The 18,537-nt window shown below is 37.1% G+C and carries 12 protein-coding genes and 1 pseudogene; 5 read left to right on the forward strand and 8 right to left on the reverse strand.

All coding sequences use genetic code 11. The annotated features are described in order from the left end of the window. Positions 1-27 precede the first annotated feature (27 nt). The 4 genes from MKZ11_RS00895 to MKZ11_RS25015 all read right to left on the reverse strand — a co-directional run bounded on the left by MKZ11_RS00895 (position 28) and on the right by MKZ11_RS25015 (position 4,152). Positions 28-1,395, reverse strand: a complete 1,368-nt coding sequence (locus MKZ11_RS00895; RefSeq protein WP_340792197.1) for an amidohydrolase family protein — start codon at positions 1,393-1,395, stop codon at positions 28-30. A 159-nt stretch (positions 1,396-1,554) separates the two neighbouring features. Further along, on the reverse strand, positions 1,555-1,983 hold the full coding sequence (locus MKZ11_RS00900; RefSeq protein WP_340796874.1) for a PucR family transcriptional regulator: 429 nt from the start codon (positions 1,981-1,983) through the stop codon (positions 1,555-1,557). Between the two features lie 16 nt (positions 1,984-1,999). Beyond that, entirely contained in the window at positions 2,000-3,142 is a 1,143-nt protein-coding gene (locus MKZ11_RS00905) for a PucR family transcriptional regulator (protein ID WP_340792198.1), read from the reverse strand. 908 nt (positions 3,143-4,050) lie between these two features. After that, positions 4,051-4,152 (reverse strand): tyrosine-type recombinase/integrase, encoded by a 102-nt coding sequence (locus MKZ11_RS25015; protein ID WP_445327019.1) that lies wholly within the window; start codon positions 4,150-4,152, stop codon positions 4,051-4,053. Positions 4,153-4,513: 361 nt separating this feature from the next. On the opposite strand from MKZ11_RS25015, the gene MKZ11_RS00910 reads away from it, so the two are divergent. Next, complete coding sequence (locus tag MKZ11_RS00910; RefSeq protein ID WP_340792199.1) at positions 4,514-5,341, forward strand: hypothetical protein; 828 nt, start codon at positions 4,514-4,516, stop codon at positions 5,339-5,341. A 212-nt stretch (positions 5,342-5,553) separates the two neighbouring features. Here the strand turns inward: MKZ11_RS00910 and MKZ11_RS00915 are convergent, their stop codons facing one another. Continuing rightward, positions 5,554-7,635, reverse strand: coding sequence for a DUF262 domain-containing protein (locus MKZ11_RS00915; protein ID WP_340792200.1), 2,082 nt, complete (start codon positions 7,633-7,635; stop codon positions 5,554-5,556). Between the two features lie 951 nt (positions 7,636-8,586). Between MKZ11_RS00915 and MKZ11_RS00920 the strand changes: the two genes are divergently transcribed. From MKZ11_RS00920 to MKZ11_RS00930, 3 genes are all read left to right on the forward strand, one after another. Further along, positions 8,587-9,759, forward strand: a complete 1,173-nt coding sequence (locus MKZ11_RS00920) for a M20 family metallopeptidase (RefSeq protein ID WP_340792201.1) — start codon at positions 8,587-8,589, stop codon at positions 9,757-9,759. Positions 9,760-9,841: 82 nt separating this feature from the next. Further along, positions 9,842-10,651, forward strand: coding sequence for a DUF3100 domain-containing protein (locus MKZ11_RS00925; protein ID WP_340792202.1), 810 nt, complete (start codon positions 9,842-9,844; stop codon positions 10,649-10,651). Positions 10,652-10,655: 4 nt separating this feature from the next. After that, a complete protein-coding gene (locus MKZ11_RS00930; RefSeq protein WP_340792203.1) occupies positions 10,656-11,108 on the forward strand; it encodes a hypothetical protein in 453 nt (150 codons plus the stop codon). A 560-nt stretch (positions 11,109-11,668) separates the two neighbouring features. Here the strand turns inward: MKZ11_RS00930 and MKZ11_RS00935 are convergent. Both MKZ11_RS00935 and MKZ11_RS00940 read right to left on the reverse strand, forming a co-directional pair. Then, positions 11,669-12,616 (reverse strand): Rpn family recombination-promoting nuclease/putative transposase, encoded by a 948-nt coding sequence (locus tag MKZ11_RS00935; RefSeq protein WP_340792204.1) that lies wholly within the window; start codon positions 12,614-12,616, stop codon positions 11,669-11,671. Between the two features lie 533 nt (positions 12,617-13,149). After that, on the reverse strand, positions 13,150-14,889 hold the full coding sequence (locus MKZ11_RS00940) for a methyl-accepting chemotaxis protein (RefSeq protein ID WP_340792205.1): 1,740 nt from the start codon (positions 14,887-14,889) through the stop codon (positions 13,150-13,152). A gap of 243 nt (positions 14,890-15,132) precedes the next feature. Between MKZ11_RS00940 and MKZ11_RS00945 the strand changes: the two are divergent. Further along, positions 15,133-15,362 (forward strand): annotated as a pseudogene (locus tag MKZ11_RS00945) (VOC family protein); the annotation flags it as partial. A gap of 47 nt (positions 15,363-15,409) precedes the next feature. On the opposite strand, the gene MKZ11_RS00950 reads toward MKZ11_RS00945, so the two are convergent. Continuing rightward, positions 15,410-17,695, reverse strand: a complete 2,286-nt coding sequence (locus MKZ11_RS00950; protein ID WP_340792206.1) for a S9 family peptidase — start codon at positions 17,693-17,695, stop codon at positions 15,410-15,412. Positions 17,696-18,537 lie beyond the last annotated feature (842 nt).

The raw sequence follows: 18,537 nt of genomic DNA on the forward strand, positions 1-18,537 counted from the left end.
ATAATAGTTAGAAAACATGTCGTGCTTTTACGAAAGAATCATGTTTTTCGCATATGAATGAGTAGTTAAATCACCGACCCCCATTTTTTTAACCATACCAAACTTGCTTACCCAGCCACCAGCACCATTTCCTCTTCTTATAGTTCTATTCTCAAAAGACACCATTTCACCATTTACAATGGTATAAGTTGCTAATTTGTCTTGCTGGTCGATTATTGTTACATTCGCTAACGCTCCCACACCTAAATGGCCGACTTCATTTACCCACCATGAATTCCCTGTCTTTTCAGCAATCAGGCGGGCCACATTACTCGTCATGGTTGCAATGGAATCTGAAAGTGATAATACTCCTTTTTCCGCTAACTCAATCAAGGCAGGAATATTATCGCGTGTATCTCCAAATCCTTTCATCGTGGCAGCATTTTGCCCATCCGAAATAAGGACTTCCACTATTCCATCTGCTAAGGCATCAAAAGCAATTTGCTGGGACTTTTTTGTCATCATTAATCCTTCTCTATTACCTAAACCATCTCTCAACATAGTCGTAACGAATTCTGCAGACACATTTTCTCTTTTGCACAATTCTATTATTTCTAACATACCCTCTACCGGATCCGCATGGCTTCCACAACCTGCAGCAGTGGCATGTGCCAAATGTATAGGTCTTCCTTTCGATAATTCCAAAACACGATTAGCATGACTCGGGCATTGTGTATGCGTCATGAAAATCAATTTTGCTTTAGAGGTGATTTCAAAAATTTTATCGAAATTTTCATCTGGCATCAGATAATGCCCCATATGATCTTTTAAACCAACAATTAAAGGTGCAGTCATATACGTTAATAAGTTTCTTGTCATTTTACGCTCTGCAATTTCTCGGTCTAACTGACCTTTAAACAATAAGATCAATTCCTCTAAATTCAACATGGTTCCCAATACATTCGGCGCGCCTAAAAATACTCCGATATTTAAAGGGAGTCCCCGATCCATTTCGGCGCCTACCAATGCAGGAGTCATAAATGAGTTGCCCGCTCCTGGTGACAATCCCATTGTTACCCCATCTTGAACAGCTTCAAAAATAGGCGCAGATGATACATCAAACAAATCTCCCAGATGTAGGTGCATATCGATTAAGCCAGGAACAACCAATAATCCTTCGCATTGGATTACTTTGTCACCGGTTTCAGGGATAATATCATCATCCACTTCAAAAATACGTCCATTCAAAATAGAAACATCTTTAATTTCATTCATTTTGTTTTTCGGATCGACTACTGTACCTCCTTTTAATATAGTTCGTCCAGTAAGGTTTAAATCTCCGATCGGATCTTGTAACTTATTGTCTTTGACCGTGGATAAAGCATCTGGTAAAACTTCCTGGATCGGTTTATACATAATCTTTACCACCCCTCTAATATTCTTAATATTATAACTTCAAGTTCTATGTTATAGGATTAAAGATTACTAGTCTCTATACCTTTGGAACAAAAAAATGATATTTACTTGTACTTCGGGAACAAAAAAAACATCCTTAGTAAGAATGCTTTGGATTTTCTATTCTAATAACTTTTGAATATGCAGGGCTATCATGACACTCAGTTTGTTTTCCGACTTCTTAAAATCGAGCTGAAGCACCTCGCTTATTTTTTGAAATCTATATTTCATTGTATTATAGTGAATATACAGTTGCGCGGAAGCTAATTTAAGGTTCCAATCATTTTCCACTATGCTAACTAACGACCCCCACAAATTAGAATTATTTCTGTCGTCATATTCCATTATTTTTCCTAAGTACATATCCAAAAAATACTCTGCTTCATTTTTATTTACCGTTTCTAAGAGTTTAAATATCCTGAGTTGTTCATAAAATACAGTTTCATCTTCTTTATAAATAGTTCGTCCTAAATGAACAGCTCGTTTTGCCTCTTCAAAACTTATATGGATCTTCTGTGGGTCCTCTTGATATGTGCCCACTCCAATCATCACAGTAAAGTTCACTTCAGCAGCAACTTGTTCCCTTATTTTTTTTACTTATCTTAATAATTTCCTCTTTTACATTGCCCTCCTCTGAACTTTCTTGAACTAGAAAAATAATACTGTCACTGAAATTCGTATAAAAGACATTTCTGAAATGCCGTTTCACCAAAATTTTCGATGTTGAGAAAACGTTATTTTTTATTTCCTCTATTTTTTTTTGGTTGTTACCATGGATTAATTGTTTGTACTTTACTAAATGACTATCAATGTCTACGACCATAACCGTAGTCCCTTTTTCTATATTCCATTTATATAATTTTGCTCTATTTTTCATTTCATCAACCGAATGAATATTATTTAAAATTAAATCCTGTATAAATTCGTCTCTGTGCCGTTTTTCGATTTGCTGATTTGAAATTCTCTTTTGAATATCTAACTTTAGTACTGTACCTGAATGTTCAAGAGCAATTTGGACGTACTCATCTAAGTCCTTATTGTCTTTTTTAGAGTTCAAAATAACATAACCATAAACTTTTGAATCTATTTTAATAGGGTAATGATCAAAATAGTATAATAATTCATCAAGTTCGCTTCTTATTACTTTTTCATAAAGCCTATCTGAATTCTTGCTCTTATGAACTTTTTCAAAATAAGTGTCAAAGTAAATTATGTCAGTATTAATTATTTCCGCAAGAGTACTAATAATCTCCTCAATGCCTTCCCCTTTAATTGATAGTTCCGTAAATGATTTGTGTATATTTTGAGAGTATAGAAGGCTTTTGGTTTGTTTATTAACTAATTCCGATAAAAGTGGATTAATAATATCTGAAAAAGAATACTTATGCGGAATGGAAATAATAGGGAAGTTCAACTCATTTGCAATGTCTAATACTTCATCAGGAAGTTTATCAATAAATCGTTTTAGCTTTATCCCTAATGCAGCTGCTCCATTGTTATTTATTTTCTCTATCAAATCTTTCATTTGATAAGGGTCTTCTTTTAATAAATAACCTGTTGTAATTAGAAATTCTCCGCCTGTCAACCAATCTTGAATACCCGGTGCATCTATAACATTTACTGTTTTAACTTGTCGATTTAAGCCGCTCTTCCCTGCGATGACGGAGAAGTCAGGAAACATATCATTTATCATGTTATTTACATTCATAAATACCCTCCATTTTTTCTCAATACGCAGTGTATATAACAATATTATTATAGCTTACTCCTACCCAACATTTGCATTTGAATATCGGTTCTCAAAGCAAAACAAAACCTGTGCGGGATATCAGACAAAACTAAGATCGATAAAAAAGTTCCATTAGTTTTATAACTCCCATGCACTTCCTTTAGGAAATAGCTTACACCTACCTGTGAGTTACACAAAGACAATCAATTTACACACCTAGATAGTTTAACAAGAAAAAAGATATTCAGTTATCTTTCTTATTACTCTGTTATTATAATTCAACTATAATGTAATTTCAGATTATTGTCATGCATAGCTTTTTATATAAAATAAGTCAAGCTCTAAGAAAGAAGATTTTTGCCTCATAAAAGAAAATCTTATAATCGTATTTTTGAAACTCAATAATGACAGAACCATATAACGGTGTTCTTCTGTATCATAAAAGGACTTGCCTTCCATTCCACTCGATACATCCTATTAAATATAATCTAAGGTTCTTTAACGTTTTATTCATATGATTACATACCGCCTGACAATTTTAGTTCGAAACGAAACAAATAGTACAATGGCGTTTCTTCAGATTACACGATGACTGAAAGTAACACCTTGGAAAGAAGCATGGCATTGGATACGGTGTTTCGAGAAACCCAACGTCCTGTAAGGAATAATCTTTTTACCTACCAGTGGAGATTCTGTATAAAGTTACTAAACGGGTAGCGCTATCTCTCTTAAGGTATTTACCTTTTTCAAAAAATAGAAGAAAGCCCACTCTCTACAAGGGCTTTCTTCTGTTATATAATTTCACGAACTACTCCCTCACCCACTCCTCAATGCAAATTCAGCGAACTCCTGAAATGATCCACGGACAGATGCTGGTACCTCATCGTTCAACTGAGATCTGCATGTCCTAATATGCTGGCGATAGTATGTTGAGCCACATTACGTTTGGTCAAATGCGTTGCCGTACAATGACGTAACGTATGAGGCATGTCTAGCTGTCTGACGCAATTTACCAAATCATTCAATGTTAATGCTATTCAATTAATTGAAGGAGTTGGAACTGTCGTTAATATTTTTGAGAGTGTAGCATCGAAGCTATACCGTTCAGAACATAATGCCAATAAATTCGATAATCAAGAGTTATAGGAATGGGTAAATGAATTTGTTCAATTCTGCATTACGTATATGGGAAGGTTGAAAAGTTCATATAATGTACTTGATGCAAATAAAGTAGTAATGATTATTGGTCGTGCATAGGGATAGGTAGTAAAGATTTCTTAAATACGACTATAGACTTTTCTATTTCCAAAATGTAGTATTATAGTAAATTGAAAGGTGGAGGAATAGAGAATGTTAACTAAACTTATTAAAGTTAGTTTACTAGTTGTTTTGCTGTTTGGAATCAGTTCATACAACGTTACTACGGCAAATGCAGAAACAATAGTTATGTGGGGTAAGACTGAATTTAAAGCTGGTCAAATAGGGAAAGTTACAATATTAGCTAATACGCCTTTAGTAAAGTTTGGGAGTAACGGTAAATTAACTACTGTACGAACTTTGAAGAAAGGCGAAGGATACAGAGTGTATCAATATAAAAAACAGAATGGGGGGTTATATGGTATAGGTGGAGGAAATTTTATACATAAAAATTCTAAAGTGAAGTATGAAACACCTTCAAAAAATCAACTTGTTTCGATTAATAGAGTATCAGGTGGGCTTTCTCCGAAAGCTGGATTAAATCTTACATATTACCCGGATTTCATTGACGAAGCAAAAAGAAAGTTTAGCGTTTCCAAAGAATCTTATGGAGGTGAGTACTCTGTTTTCTTAAACCATAAAGATCCTAACACGCAAGGATACGCCTATATAGAACGTAGCGAAGGTATTATGATGGGGGTCAATGAAACAGACTGGGTGTTATTTGATTTAGCATACCCAATGATTGAAGGGAAACAAACGAAATCATTTTACCTCGATGAAAACTGGGAGAGTAAATTTCAATATGTAGATGTCAAAAGTACAACGAGCACTGTCACTGTAAAAGCTGGAACGTTTAAAAACGTCGTAATTATCCAATACCCAAGTGGTAGTAAGTATTACTTCGCCCCTGGCTATGGTGTCATAAAAGCTGTAGATCCAGACGGTAAAATTGTAACAGAATTGATTTCCATAAAATAATAGTTCGGGCTTACTGTTTAATAAGTAGTGGCCGTACTATTCCTAAAATGGCGTCAAAGATATATTAGGAACATATGGATTTCGTTTTAGTTGTGCGAAAGTATGGATATCCAACAGAATTATTCTCCTGAAAAAAAAAGCCCTGATTAATCTTAATCAGGGCTTCTTAGTTTTATAATTGTGGCAGTAAGATGCAATTCCTGGTAATGTTATTATGTGATAAAGAGTAGTTTTTCTTTTGATATATCGTTCTCAAATTCAATATTCCAACGTTTTTCTAGGAACGTTAATAATTTCATTCCACGTTCTTTTATACTTATTGGTGTCCATTCCAAATAAGTAGATACCTCTATTTCCGAATGTGATCCATCTGAGTATCCATTTCTAATTTTCTCTCCATTTATATTTAATTGCGGAATCTTTTTCTGTTCAAAACAGTCGTTTTGCAGCGAACTATTAATTGATGTTGAAAGCAACAATAGATTTCCTAATGATCCTTGATAATAAACCTGATCTCCACTAGGAATCATTTTGAAATTTTCGAGCCATTCATCATGTTTTGGGGTCTGTGGATAGATATGCTCAATTGAAATTCGATCTTTTGGTGATTTCAATAAATCATCCCATTGAACTTTTTGCTGACGGCTCCCAGCTAGCAATGATAACTCATATTCATAAAGAAAATAGCGAAGACCATGCCACCCGTAATATCCACGTCCATCCGTTTTATTAAATTTCTTTTCAATGAACTCAAAAAACACTTTTTCATTGAATTTTCCACTTTCATTAAACAAATAAGTAGAAGCGTTAACCAATTTATCTTCAATGCTTTTAAGGTCTATTTCTCCTTTATCAAACTCACGTGCAGCGTTATAAAACTCACTGTCTTTATAATTTCTACGAGCTTGCCCTAATCGGAATACTAGAAAGATAAAACGCTCTATACTATTGAAAACTTTCACTCGTTCATCAACATCTGGCTCTTTTTTCATGATTGCCATGATAAGCGGTCTAAAATACCCCATTCCAATTCGGTTCAATCTATCAAGCGCGTTCTTTTCTTCTATGCTAAGTTCTGGTGCAAGTTCAGGATAGTGTGAATTGAACCAATGTACAGCAGACTCTTTCAAGCTATGTACATAATTTTTTATTTCTAAGGGTTGAAGCTGGGCTCTTGGTTCAATTAGTGGTTCTTGTTGTATCTCACTAGTTTCATCATCATTTTCAATGATTTCAAAATCAGTTCTATGCTCTTCAGGAGCTTCTAATTTCACTCCCTTTTCGATATTTTTATAAATTTTTTGCGGTGAAAATTGCTCATCAAGTAGATACTTTATATAATCATTTCCTTGCTTTCTTGAATATTTAAAATACATTATCCAATGTGCTTTCAGAAAGTCATCATCATTCAAAGGATGCTTATCATTTCTTCCTAACTGATGGTAGGTCTCTTTCCATGCATCATTAATGTCATTTCGAATATTATTTCGGTCCGCTGTGTCGAGATCCTGAATTACATATAATGTTGTAAGGTAGATTAAACGATTTTTGAGAAGTTCCAGATCCGAGAGTTTTTTACCCCGGTTATTCATTGTTTCAAATGCGACAAAGACATCAAATTCATCTTTGATGATAAATTCATTGAACAGAAAGTTCTTGGTTAATTTACGATATATTTTCTTAAGACCTTCCATTTTTTCTTCCTCATATAATTCTTCTAATTGCTGAATAAAATAACTCTTTGAATTTTTTAAATTCAACGTGTAAAATGTTTCTTTTATTGTTCCACCGTTGGGTTCGTTTAATATTCTATGACGCATAAATTCATCGCTAGGGTTATCCTTGGCATACCCGAACTTGTAAGTTCTGTATTGCGTTTGAGTAGGCTTCAGCTTGTAGAGGTAGCGATTTATAATTGCTGCAAGACTAAGGCTACTCGTTATGTAGATGTCTTTAGGGTCTTTTTCAGGATTCAATTTCATAACAACGTCGATAAATGCTTGCAAAAAAATGACAACTGTTGTTAATCTCTGCTGTCCATCTACAACTTCATATATTTTATAAGAATGATCCTCTATCAGCCAATACTCATTATCTTCCTCAGCAATTTCATTTACTTTCATTTCCCGCATAGTTAATAATCCCGTGTAGTGTGATCGATCATCTGAAAGATTAATCAGATCCTCCCAGAAATCTTTTAGCTGATCTTTTCCCCACGCATAACCTCTTTGATAATCAGGAATACGAAATACTTTTTCTTTAAAAAGACTGTCCAATGCAATTGGTTCCCTCAAATTAATATCCTCCCATACTTATGAATTGCTATAACACAAATGAAGTCTGTACTAAAACATATTTTAGCAAGATTAACAGTTCTTACTTATTTCTAAACATTTATTAATATCTTAATTCTATCACATCTACAAAAATGGTCGTCTAACACACTCCTTAAATACCAACTTACAATTTAATCCAAGTAATACGATTGTAACTTCATAAATCATTATTCTCTAGTACCAACCTGAGTAGTGCAAGAACCCAGTACCCGATATGAGTTGTCTGAGTTGTGTTAGACGCTGGCACCTGACACTATTATCAACAACTTCTTGTTCTCCCTAAGATAAACTTTCAATAAACTGACGGGCTAATTTGAAAGCATTTTCATCAAATACAGGTGGCTGAATTCAATCATTGCATCGTGTAGCACGCCAGCTAACACATGGTTCGAAATGAAATCGCTTAAAAATATCCAACACTTCCTCTACTTTTGGTGCATGGATATACTAATGAACACTTGCAGCACTACCTTGAACCGGATGTCATGTAAAAGCAGCATCGTGATCATCAAAAACTCCAGCCCTTGCCCTCAACGTTTTACCATTATCTTTTTCTGCACTTGGATAGCCAAACAACTTTACCGTTCCTGATTTCCCGCTATTCGCTAGATATTCCTTCAGGTGAAATAAATTCTCCGAATTAAATTCAGGCTGGCAAAAGTGTTCTAAGTAAGTATTACTAAGAATACAATTTAGAACTATGAATAAGTGGAGTGAACTTATCGGACAAGCTATAGGAATTTTCAACATTGGCTGGATGTAACACATATTTTAAGCACTTCCCTCCATGGATAAACTACTATTTTCATATCAACAGGAAGGATAGTCTTATCTCTCTAGAGCTTCGTCTTTCCCAGGTATCTAAATCATGTTTATATATTCAATTCAAATAAAAAGGAGTGTTCAATTATGAAACAATTATTTACTGAATTAGATAATATTTATGAAGAAATCGTGGAAATACGGCGTTATCTTCATCAGCATCCTGAGCTGTCCTTTGAAGAAGAAAATACCGCAAAGTATATCGCTGAATATCACGAAAAATTAGGCCATGAAATTCGTAAAAATGTAGGCGGGAATGGTGTTCTGGCCTACTTAAAGGGTGACAAACCTGGTCCCACCATCGCTTTACGTGCCGATTTTGATGCACTTCCCATAACGGAACAAACGGATGTACCTTTCAAATCGCTAAATGATGGCGTTATGCATGCCTGTGGCCACGACGGTCATACTGCAACTTTATTAGGCCTTGCTAAAGTATTGAATAGCATGAAATCCGAAATAGAAGGAACAATTGTATTTTTACATCAACATGCGGAAGAATTACCTCCCGGTGGAGCGAATGCAATGATTGGGAACGGTTGTTTAGAAGGCGTGGACGTTATTTTTGGCACCCATTTGCAAGCCCAAACACCCCTTGGTGAAATTGGATACCGGACAGGCCCACTTCAAGCGGCTCCCGACCGATTTGATATTAAGATTTTTGGAAAGGGTGGCCATGCGGCGAGCCCTCACGATACAAAAGACAGCATCGTAATTGGCGCTCAGCTGATAAATAACTTACAACAAATTGTTAGCCGACGGGTAGATCCTCTTGAATCCGCTGTTGTTTCAGTTTGTAACTTCGAAGCCAAAAATCCTTACAATGTAATTGCCGATACAGCTGAATTAACAGGAACTGTACGCACTTTTAAAGAAGATATTCGTAACTTCATAGAAAAAGAAATAGATCGGGTTATTAAAGGTACCTGTCTTGTCTCCAACGCAAGCTATGAATACACCTATACAAGAGGATACCCAACAACCGTGAATCACAAAGAAGAGACAGAATTTATCGCGGCGTTAGCCCCAAGCATACCCGGAGTCGTGACAGTCAAAGAGACAGAACCAATTATGGGTGGCGAAGACTTTTCCTATTACTTGCAAAATATTAAAGGAACATTTTTCTTCACAGGAGCCCAAAATCCAGAGTGGGATCAAGCGTATGCTCACCATCATCCGAAATTTGATATCGATGAACGTGCACTCCTAATTGCTGCTAAAGTGCTCGGTGCGGCTGCATTGAACTATAAAGTTGAGTAAATAGTATCTAGACCTTTTAGATTCTGGTAGCCTTATCATCGATTCCAGCTTTAATCAATCCAATAAGGGATGTGGATAAAAAATGACCCAGCAAGCTCTTAGCTTATGGAAAGATTGGCGTTTGCATGTAATTGTGTTTGCTATTGTAATCGTTACTGAATCAATTGGGACTTATAAGATTCCACTAGGACCCGGTGTAATTTTATTATTACCAATGCTTTACGCAGTTATCATTGGACTTGCGTTATATTTCACACCCCTTGTAAAGGAGAAGCAATCTATAAATGCTGAGCCGCTTGTATTCTTATCAGTAGCGTTACTGATTGCAAAGTTCGGTGTGCAGGCTGGGCCTGCTTTGCCTCAAATCGTTGAAGCCGGACCAGCATTGTTACTCCAGGAATTTGGGAATCTAGGCACAATATTTCTAGCTCTGCCTATAGCGATATTTTTGGGGATCAAGCGCGAAAGTATCGGTATGACCCACTCGATTGGTCGCGAAGCAAACTTGGCGTTAATAACCGATAAGTATGGCTTGTCTTCACCTGAAGGCCGCGGAGTTATGGCTATGTATATATTTGGTACTGTTTTTGGATCTGTTTTTATCGGATTAATCTCTGGTTTCCTAGCAACCGTAACTCCAATTCATCCAATTGCTTTTGCAATGGCAAGTGGTGTAGGAAGCGGTAGTATGGCAGCAGCATCACTAGGACCACTTATTGCAACATTCCCGGAAATGAGTGAAACGCTTACCGCCTTTTCCGGTGTAAGTAATCTCATCTCATCTGTTACAGGCTTATACATGAGTATTTTTATCGGTTTACCATTGACTATCAAGCTTTATGAGGTGATAAATAGAAGAAAAGAGAAAAGAGAACGAGCGAAAGGAGCGTAAATCCATGTTGAAAAGTATTAAAGAATGGGTAATTGTTTTTATGATAGTCGGATTTGTTATGTTAATCGGGAACTGGATTGGGTACGATGTTTTGCCACTGGCTGCCCTTCCAGGTATAGTTACTTTAATTCTTATTAGCTTGGCGGGTTTAATTATACATCGACTTTTGCCATTTAAACTGCCTAGTATTGCTTACATCGGGATTATAGGACTGATTATTACTATCCCCGGTATGCCAGGCGCGGAGAAAATCGTAGCTTGGACAAGTGAAGTAAATTTACTAGCCATTGCAACACCCATCTTAGCCTATGCCGGCATTTCAATTGGTCGCTCCTGGTTCGACTTTGTTAAATTGGGTTGGAAAACCATTATCGTGGGAATGGCCGTTTTACTCGGTACCTATTTAGGTTCCGCCGTTATTGCGCATATTGTTTTACGGATACAGGGGATTATTTAATACCTAACGTTAGTTTGGGATTCGTTGTCAGTATCAATTGGGCTGCGGTTACAGGCAACAGCGAATCCTCCACTAATCCCCATTCGCTTTAATTGTATGCGTTCCGTTACAACAAAAAGTAATCAAAAAATCATGCAATTATATAACTATCAATCAAGATTAAATACCTCCATAATTATCTCATCTCTAACTAATTTTGGATGCCAGGTTCTAATACAATTCAGACAATGTCCGCAGCCAAGAACTTTGTCGTATCTAAAAACACCCACAATGCATATGACTTTTACAATGGCGTTGATTCCCGGGTATGGATAAGGTTAGTTTAGGGTGCCAAGATCTAACACAACATAGACAATTCTTTCCGTTATTACGGTACAGCAGGTTGTTTAATCGGAGACGGTTCTTTGATTCTGAAGCAAAGGACTGTCTTCGATTAAACAACCCATTCCGCAACAACGGAAATGAATTTCCTGAACAGTATTAGATGCTAGGCCCCGAAATCGATGTAATTACAAAAAAAGACGTACACCTCCCATTGCTAAAAGGTGCACGTTCAATGATTAGTTGCTACTCAATTCTCTGATGATACGTTCCACTACTACTGGATCTAAAGATGTAGCTTCTACAATTTGATCCATTGTCAAGGATAGTTTGAATAGCCGCTTTACAGTTTCTTCTTTTTCTAAAAGTTTACCTTTTTCAAGACCTTCTTTTTCAGCCATATGCTTCACATCGTCTAATTTTGCTTCTTCATCTAGGATATACTTCAATCGTGATTGATAGGCTAAAAATTCATCCGGGGATTGACTTAGTTCTTGCCAGACTGTGAATGCATCCTGTAACTGTTCATCTCTCATCGCAAGCGCCTCCAATTCCTGATAGATTTCAGCGTATATCTTCTTTTTTCTTGCATCAACCATGCCCAGCAATAATAACCATCTGGCAAGAATGTTATTCCATGGATCTAACGTCTTTTCATGCCACTGTTTAATGAACTTATTCATTTCAATGAAGTGGATTTCAAGCACATCATCCATTCTAAACTTTTCTTCCTTTTCATACAGATGGAAAATGTTATGAAAAGCATCTGTTTGATCAAACAAATCAAAGCTACAAATATTAATGGTTATTGTTGGTAATAACTTATTGTAGCCCATGCCCTTTTGTAACTGCGAATTATAAATACGTGACCAATAAAACAATGTTCGTTTAACCATATCATATTGATTGGTCAATTGAATTTCCACATTGATCAGTTCATCTTCTTGTGTTTTGACTAAAATATCTAATCGCGATTGCTTATCTTCTTGATATTCCCCACCAACTTCTTGGCTTACAAATGCAATTTCTTTAATGGCGTTAAGACCTGTACGTTTCAGAATAGCATTCAAAAAGACGACCGTAATCCCTTTATTTTGCTCACTGCCAAATAATTGTTTGAAGGCATAATCCACCTTCAAATCAACATACTTATCTAATGGTATTCTTCTCAATGCTCGTTCACTCATGAGATCTCACCTCATCTATGTTAGTTAAATTATAACACAATTCAGATGTACTTTACGACTTTCTCACCGCTAGACACCCTCTCCCAAAAAACAACGGGTACGATGGGCAGCCCTTTGGTACCAATGGTTTGGAGCGGGATTTTTCTATAGATTTCGGGTACCAGGTTCTAATACAATTCAGAAGACTCACTGCTACTCGGTTTGTGAAGACTGTACATAAGTAAGTTTATGAAATTGGAGAAAATCCTCTTGAGTTCTTTGAGACTTGAGGAGATATTCTTTTTTGTTGGATATTCAAATCTAAAGTTTCGGGTATTAACGTAACGCAATTCAAACAATTCATTTCTTTGATGCGGGATTTCGGGTGCCAGGTTCAAACACAACTCAGACAACTCATTCCCGTTAATTCGGGAATAAGTTGTTGGATGGGAAACAGTCCTTTGATCCTTTAGTCGATTGAAGGGCTTGTTCTCTTTGGTCTAGCACTCAATTGCCAGAAGAGTATCCGAATTGCGTGAGTGACTGGCACCGGGTTATGACAATTTGAACTTTCTAACCGCTTCTTGTAATTCTTCTGCCATATATGATAACGAAGATGCGGAAGATGCTATCTCTTCCATAGACGCTAATTGTTCCTCTGTCGCTGCAGAGACATCTTGGCTCTGAAGAGTGGTCTTGTTAGCTATTTCATCAATTTCCCTAACAGCTTCAACTACTTGTTGTGTTCCTTTTGTCATTTGCTCAATTGATTCAGATACCTCTTGTATTTGATGAGATACGTTATAGACAAATTGCTGTATTTGTTTAAAGGAATCCCCTGCATTGTTTACAACATTAATTCCCTTTTCAGCCTCTTCTGCTCCTTTGTTCATGGATGCTACTGCTAGTTTTGTATCGCCTTGAATGGAAGAAATGAGATGACGGATTGTCTCAGTTGATTTCGCTGACTGCTCCGCTAACTTTCTTACTTCATCCGCTACAACTGCAAATCCTTTCCCATTTTCCCCGGCTCTTGCCGCTTCAATGGCCGCATTCAATGCTAAGAGATTGGTCTGGTCCGCAATATCAGATATAACATTCACAATTTGATTAATTTCTTCCGAACGTTCTCCTAATGAATAAATAATCTCACCTAAATCTCTAACAGATTCATTAATATATCGCATTTGTTCAATTGATAATTGAATGGCTTGTTCACCACTTTTTACAATGTCTAATGCTTCATGGGACGTGTGAGAAACGTTTTGGGAGTTCACTTCAATTTGATGAATGCCTAAAGACATTTTTTTCACAACTTCATTTGAGTGTTTTACCATTTCAGTTTGCAGCTCAGTGCCAATTGCAACCTCTTGAATCGCATTTGCAACTTGCTCTGTTGCTTGACTATTTTGTTCTGAACTTGCATTCAATTCCTCTGAAGAGGATGCCAATAATTCTGCCCTTTCCCCTACATCCTGCAATAATTGGCGTAATTTAGCCGACATTATATTATATGCCTTTGCTAATTGGCCAATTTCATCCTCTGATTCAGGCAAATTAGTCACTTGAATGTTCCCATTTGCGATCTGTATGGATGATGCAGTAACTTGTTTTAATAATATTACTTTCTTTCTTATCGCCAAATAAAATACTGTAATGCTTATTAAAATAATAATAAGTGTACCGACTAAAATAATCGTCTTAACAACTGCCAATCCCTCATAAAACTCATCTTCAAATACCGTTATTCCTATGTACCAATCCCATGGTTCGAATTGGTCCATGTATGTAATTTTTCTTCTTGTCTCTCCATTGCCATTATTAAAGTCGTCAAAATATACATAACGATCCTCTATATTCTTTGCAAGCGCACCCTTTACCATCCTTTCCCTGTTCGATGTATTTTCCGGAATATCTCCGACGGGATTACTTGGATGGACTTGAGAAGAAAACTTGCTATCATACCCTAAGACATAGCCTTCTCCTTTATACAGAAAGTGCGATTTTTTATAATCATGCTCTCCATTTTCAAGCTTCGGTCCACTCAATAGGATTCTCGCTTCTTCTTTACCTTCCTCTAAACTAAGCGTACCATCCTCGACCTGTTTATTGACGGCTTCCAATGTTGCAAAAGAGCTATTCACGATATGATATAATTCTTGTTTTCCAGCATTAATTAATTGATTTTTAGCTACATAATAGCTAGTTGCCCCAATAACAGAAACGGAAAACACAATAATAACAGTCAGTAAAACTAACATTTTAACAGAAATACTATTCCACCGTTTTTTCATAGCACACCCTCCCTAAATCCTCCCAATTTCACTAGTATCTCTTAAATTATCTGTTACCCAAGGTGTACATGTTGTGTAATTAATAAACAAACCATATGCAACTACCCGCCTACGCTTTTGCCTGTTCCTTAAAAAAGTATTTATAGACGGTAAAATGAGTAAAAAGATTCATGATAATTTAATATTGTGCTAGTGCTACTGTATATATCGACTGATTAGCACAAATCTATAGGCCTTTTATTATTAATGCAGCGACAAAGCGCACTGCCAGAAGCATGCCAGACTTTAAATGGTTTTGCTTGTACAATGGATGTAGAAAATTATGATATAAACGTAAGAGAAGCTTTTGGCAAATGGCGGAATAGTAGCCAAGCCTAAACACGCGCTCCCTCTGGTATGGCGTGGCAAGGGTATTATCGTGCACGGAAGGCAATATTTTCGGGATTCATCAGCCCGATGAAAATGCAAAGTAAGTAAAAAGAAGTCCCCTCGTTAACATACAAAACGAGGGGACCTTCTGTTATTTCAAATGCTTATCAAAAAACTCGATCATCGCATGATAAAATTCAATGCGATTTTCTTCATTCTGGAATCCATGTCCTTCGTTTTCTTTCAACATGTATTCGACATCGATGCCTCTCTTCTGCAAGGCTTCTACGATTTGATCGGATTCTGCCTTGTTAACACGAGGGTCGTTTGCACCTTGTGCGACAAATAGAGGCGTTTTGATTTTGTCGGCGTGGAAGACAGGAGAAACTGCTTCTAACAATTCCTTATCCTCTTCTGGGTGGCCGACTCGTTTGTATAGATCATTTCGCATCGTTTCCCAATATGGCGGGATCGTATCGAGTAATGTGAATATATTCGAAACTCCAACATAGTCAACAGCTGCTGCATATAAATCAGGGGTGAACGTAATGCCCGCTAATGTCGCATAGCCTCCAAAGGAAGCACCGTAGATACCAATCCGGTCTGGATCTGCAATGCCTTGATCAATCGCCCATTGGACGCCATCTGTAATGTCATCTTGGATTTTCAATCCCCATTGTTTATTGCCCGCATCCGTAAATTCCTTTCCGTATCCAGTCGAGGAGCGGAAGTTTACTTGGAGAACTGCATATCCACGATTGGCAAGCAATTGTACTTCCGGATTATACCCCCACATATCACGTGCCCAAGGGCCGCCATGCGGGTTGACGATTAACGGCAATTGTTCAGGTTTTTTATTCTTCGGCAATGTTAAATAGCCATGAATCGTGAGTCCGTCTCGGCTTGTGTATGAAATCGGATGCATATCCGCAAGCATTTCCCGATCGATCCATGAAGCCAACTCTGTCAATTTCGTCAGTTCTTCCGTTTCCGCATTGTAATAATAATACGTGCCATATTCCCTGTCGCTCGACACGGATACAATAAATTTAGTCATATCCTTATTGTAATCGTTAATCGACAATTCGCTTTCACTTACGTTCAGTTCTTCCTTCAAATCATTGAAGATGGTTTCCAATGCTTCATCGAAGAACACATAGTGAAGCTTATCTGTCATATACACGCTGGCTAAAATGGCATCCTTTGTGGAGTCATATAAACCGCCCATGACATCGACTTGTGGGTTGGAATAAAGTACTTTCTCATTCGCCTTCATGTCGAATACGACTAACTCAATTTTATCGCGATTTTTATTCGACACTGCATAAATGGATTGGTTATCTTTCGAGAAAGCAATTGGTGATACTGTATCTCCTGCTTCCGTTTGGATAAATGGTTTAAATTCATCCTCCTCCGTTTCGCGATAGAGGATTGTACTATCAACCCCATCCGATTCAATCGCGATTCGAATCTTGCCATCATGGTCTGCAAGCCATCCGGCAATGTTTCCTGGGTTTTTCGCTACATGATCCAGTTCGCCGGTTTTAATATTGAGTCGATACACATCAAAAACAGTCGGATCTTCTTTATTCATCCCGATCAGAATTTCATCTTCGACGCCCGTCAAATTGCTGATCAATTGTACACGAACACCGTCATATGGCGTTAAGTCACGTTCTTCCTGTCCGTTGAAGTTAGACGAATAAAGATGGTAATTTTCATCGCCGCCGTTATCTTTTACATACAGAATGTTATCGCCTTTCCAAAACGACGCTGCCACATCCCGATCTTTCGAGCTTGTCACACGAACAGGCTCTTCCTCACCATCCATCTTTTTGATAAAGACATTCATCCGATTTTCCCACTCGGAGCTGTATGAAATATACTCTCCATCAGGCGACATCTCAAAACCGAAATCCCCAGGGTTTTTCATGAAATCTTCTACTGAAATTTCATCTACGCCTTTACGATCGGTCCCTTTTAACATGTATTGCTTAGCGTTCTCAAGGATGCTCGTCATCTCTTCTGCTGTAACGGTTTCATCTGCTTGACTATAGATTTTTAAAAGTCCATGGATCTTTGCAGATTGCAAGTAGTCGGAAGTCGTCTTTTCCTTTTCCCCAATACCAAGAGCCCGCACTAATAACTTGGAAATATCACCTTTTGTAATTTCCTTTTGAGAGCTTACTTCAGTATCTCCAGTCCAACGCTTGGCAATTTCCTCTCTCATTTCCTTCGATCCATGTTGATACGTCAATACATCCAAAGCAGATTGGATGAAATCATCTGCGGATACGGGTGCCTCCGCTTTTACATTTTCGGCAACACGAACAGTTTCCCGCTCAATAGTCCGGACTGAATCATTAGCTTGAGCACCTAATGGATAGGACATGAGGAGCGCTGAAGTCATTACTGCTAGTAACGCTTGTTTTTTCACAGGTAAAATCCCCCTTTTATAGTATTGTCTATACCCACTTATACAACATAAAGTATCAAATAAGTAGGTATAGTTTAATAACTATACGAAATGAAAGGTAAACGGTTTCATTTAAATTGTAAATTCTTTATCTTTACCTATTTGATTTCGGGTGCCAGGTTCAAACACAATTCAGACAACTTATTCCCGTTAATGCGGGAATTAGTTTCGGGTACCAGGTTTTAACACAATTCAGATAACTAATTCTCGCTAATTCGAGATAGGTTGTTGAATGGAAATCGTCCTTTGATCGAGTAATGGGTACAGGGGCTTTTTCTTTTGCCTTCCATTCCGTTTCTAATTCAATTTCATTCCTATATTAAAATATGATTAAAACCCAAAAAGGTAATTCGCTGAAAAAAACGGCTCGAAAACAAAATATACAGTGGCTGTTTTTAATAGGGACCTACTGTAAATGGTATTAGAAATGACGTTTCGACCTTTTTGGGGGCTAATCAAAATATGTATATTTTTTCACTGAATTAATTTTGAGTGCTAAGCTGTGAAAAGGTTAAAAAGTAATGGTACCAAATCTGAAGGTAGGCACTGTGGAGAAAAATCTCTGTGGTGTGTTTCTTTTCAAGTTTGAGTGCCTTACTTTAATTTCGGGCGCCAGAATACCGAAGCTATTTGCGCACCTCAAATTGCGGCAGTACCTAGCATCACGTTTTAAGGCATAGAAATAGTGAAATTTTATTTTGGCATTCAATTTCGCGTCGAATTTCAATTTTAGTGGTTTTTATTGAATCCTTTGAACTACTTTAGTCTTTCAAAATGCCGTTATTCGGTTTTTGAGTGAATTT

The sequence above is a fragment of the Sporosarcina sp. FSL K6-1508 genome (assembly GCF_038007465.1).
GTDB classification, from domain to species: Bacteria; Bacillota; Bacilli; order Bacillales_A; family Planococcaceae; genus Sporosarcina; species Sporosarcina psychrophila_B.

What these genes read in the sequence shown, in the direction of transcription:
- MKZ11_RS00900 (WP_340796874.1), bottom strand. Translation starts at nt 1,983, where the DNA reads ATGATTGGAGTGGGCACATATCAAGAGGACCCACAGAAGATCCATATA.
- MKZ11_RS00940 (WP_340792205.1), bottom strand. Translation starts at nt 14,889, where the DNA reads ATGAAAAAACGGTGGAATAGTATTTCTGTTAAAATGTTAGTTTTACTG.
- MKZ11_RS00925 (WP_340792202.1), top strand. Translation starts at nt 9,842, where the DNA reads ATGACCCAGCAAGCTCTTAGCTTATGGAAAGATTGGCGTTTGCATGTA.
- MKZ11_RS00930 (WP_340792203.1), top strand. Translation starts at nt 10,656, where the DNA reads ATGTTGAAAAGTATTAAAGAATGGGTAATTGTTTTTATGATAGTCGGA.
- MKZ11_RS25015 (WP_445327019.1), bottom strand. Translation starts at nt 4,152, where the DNA reads ATGCCTCATACGTTACGTCATTGTACGGCAACGCATTTGACCAAACGT.
- MKZ11_RS00895 (WP_340792197.1), bottom strand. Translation starts at nt 1,395, where the DNA reads ATGTATAAACCGATCCAGGAAGTTTTACCAGATGCTTTATCCACGGTC.
- MKZ11_RS00910 (WP_340792199.1), top strand. Translation starts at nt 4,514, where the DNA reads ATGTTAACTAAACTTATTAAAGTTAGTTTACTAGTTGTTTTGCTGTTT.
- MKZ11_RS00935 (WP_340792204.1), bottom strand. Translation starts at nt 12,616, where the DNA reads ATGAGTGAACGAGCATTGAGAAGAATACCATTAGATAAGTATGTTGAT.
- MKZ11_RS00920 (WP_340792201.1), top strand. Translation starts at nt 8,587, where the DNA reads ATGAAACAATTATTTACTGAATTAGATAATATTTATGAAGAAATCGTG.
- MKZ11_RS00905 (WP_340792198.1), bottom strand. Translation starts at nt 3,142, where the DNA reads ATGAATGTAAATAACATGATAAATGATATGTTTCCTGACTTCTCCGTC.